General features: G+C 73.4%; 2 protein-coding genes. One reads left to right on the forward strand and one right to left on the reverse strand.

Features of this window, described 5'->3' with window-relative positions; genetic code table 11:
- On the forward strand, positions 1-723 hold a 723-nt coding region (locus tag D452_RS27480; RefSeq protein ID WP_017542363.1), incomplete at its 5' end, for an aminoglycoside phosphotransferase family protein.
- 333 nt (positions 724-1,056) lie between these two features.
- Here D452_RS27480 and D452_RS0101340 read toward each other — a convergent pair.
- Positions 1,057-2,017 (reverse strand): hypothetical protein (locus tag D452_RS0101340; RefSeq protein ID WP_017542364.1); only part of this gene is annotated, 961 nt, incomplete at its 5' end.

The raw sequence follows: 2,017 nt of genomic DNA on the forward strand, positions 1-2,017 counted from the left end.
GTGTCCTTCCCGCACCGCGAGGCCCGGGGCGAAGCGGAGGCGCTGCGCTTGTGGAGCGGAGCGGGCGCGATCCGGCTGCTGCGTTCCAACCCGGACGGATTCGGGCTGCTGCTGGAGACCTGCGAGCCCGGCTCCACGCTGCGCGACGCGGCGGGCGAGCCCGAGGACCTGCTCACCGCGGGGCTGGAGGTGCTCGCGCAGCTGTGGAGTGAGCGCCCCGACCCCGCGTCGGCACTGGAGCCGCTGCACGCCGTCACCGGCGACTGGGCCGGGCTGGTGGCCGAGCGCTGGCCGCGCCTGCGCCCCGGCGCCGACCCGCACCTGGTGCGCACCGCGATCGGGCTTCTGGAGTCGCTGCCGCGCACGGCCGAGCGCAGCGTGGTGCTGCACGGCGACTTCAATCCGGGCAACGTCCTCTCGGCACGGCGTTCGCCGTGGCTGGCGATCGACCCCAAGCCGATGGTGGGCGATCCGGGGTACGACGTGTGGCCGCTGATCATGCAGCTCGACTCCCCGATGCGGCTGATCGAACCCGGACCGGTCCTGCGCCGCCGCTTCGGGCTGGCCGCCGAGATCCTCGGCGAACCCGCCGAACGGCTGTCGGCCTGGTCGGCGGCGCGTGCTGTCGAATCGGCCTTCGACCGCTACAACATCGGCGACCGCAGGGCGGGTGACGCCGAGCTCGACCAGGCGGCGGTGCTGGCGGACGCGGCGGGCCTGTAAGGACCGGCGGCACGGCACCGGACGGAACGGGGCCGCCCGGTGCCGTGTGGAGCGCTGCACGTGCTTGTGGGTTTCGGATCGCGAGACCGGCGGAATCCGACGTTTCATCCATGATTTCCACACCAGCGACATAACTCGTGAGCTGCACAAACAGACATCAGGACATAGTTATCCACAAGTTTCGCGAAAGCCTGTGGACACTCCGTCGGCGCTTGTGGACGGAACCCGCTCTCCACAGAGCGCCAGCGCGCTCTCCCCGCAGTCGCTCCGGGCACGAACGGCTACTGCGCGTGCACAGCCGCAGCGACGCCGGAACCGCCCCGCCGGCCCCGGTCAGCCGCGGCGCGCCAGGAGGGTGACGGCCGCGATCACCAGCGCTGCCACGCCGACACCGGTCCAGATCAGCGTGGCCGCGGTGGTGTCGGAGGACTCGCTCTCCCCGGCGCCCCCTCCGGTGCCGCCCGCGGCGTCTCCGCCGCCGGCCGCGCCGTCCTCCGGGTCCGCGGCGGGCAGGTCCAGCGGGACGCTCCACACCGGGCTGTCCGGGCCCTCCGTGCCCGCGAGGAGCGCGCCGCCGTCATGGGAGAAGGCAAGCGACTCCCCCTGGTCGGACTCCGGCAGCGACACGCGGTCGACGACGCGGCCGCCGACGCCGTCCGAGGCGTCGCGCACGCTCGCCGACCAGTAGGTGCGCACCGCGTAGTGGGCGCCGTCGGGGGAGAAGGCGGCGTCGGTGGCGTACAGCGGAGCGGAGTCCACCCGGGTGAGGGTGTTGGCGCCCTCGGGGTCCAGCCGCTCCGGCGCCGCGTAGACACCGCCGGCGACCTCTTTGCTGACGATGTGGATGCGGCCGTCGCGCGGATCGACCATCATCGCCTCCGCGTCCCGGCCGCCGTCCTCGTAGACGAAGGTGTAGGTGCGCGCCCGGATCGTCTGATCGGTGAGGTCGCGCGGCTCGGGCAGCCGGTAGACGCGGATGTCGGGCCAACCGCCCTGGAAGTTGTCGCCGATGTCGCCGACGTAGATCGCGGGCTCGCCGTCCTCCCCGGGCCCCACCGAGACCGCCTCCCAGTCGCGGGCTTCGACCCCCTCGCCGGCCAGGGCCACCGTCGCCAGGGTCCGCCCCTGCTCGTCGACGGCGTAGATCTCGGGGCCGTAGTCGCCGCTGTCGTTGTGCGTCCAGTAGACGCCGTCGTGCCGGCTGGAGGCGGCCAGGCCGCTGGACTCCCGGATGCGCTCGTCGGAGATCCGAAACAGCGGGTCGGCGGACCCGTGCGCGCGGCCGCCGTCCGAC

Source organism: Nocardiopsis prasina DSM 43845, assembly GCF_000341265.1.
GTDB classification, from domain to species: Bacteria; Actinomycetota; Actinomycetes; order Streptosporangiales; family Streptosporangiaceae; genus Nocardiopsis; species Nocardiopsis prasina.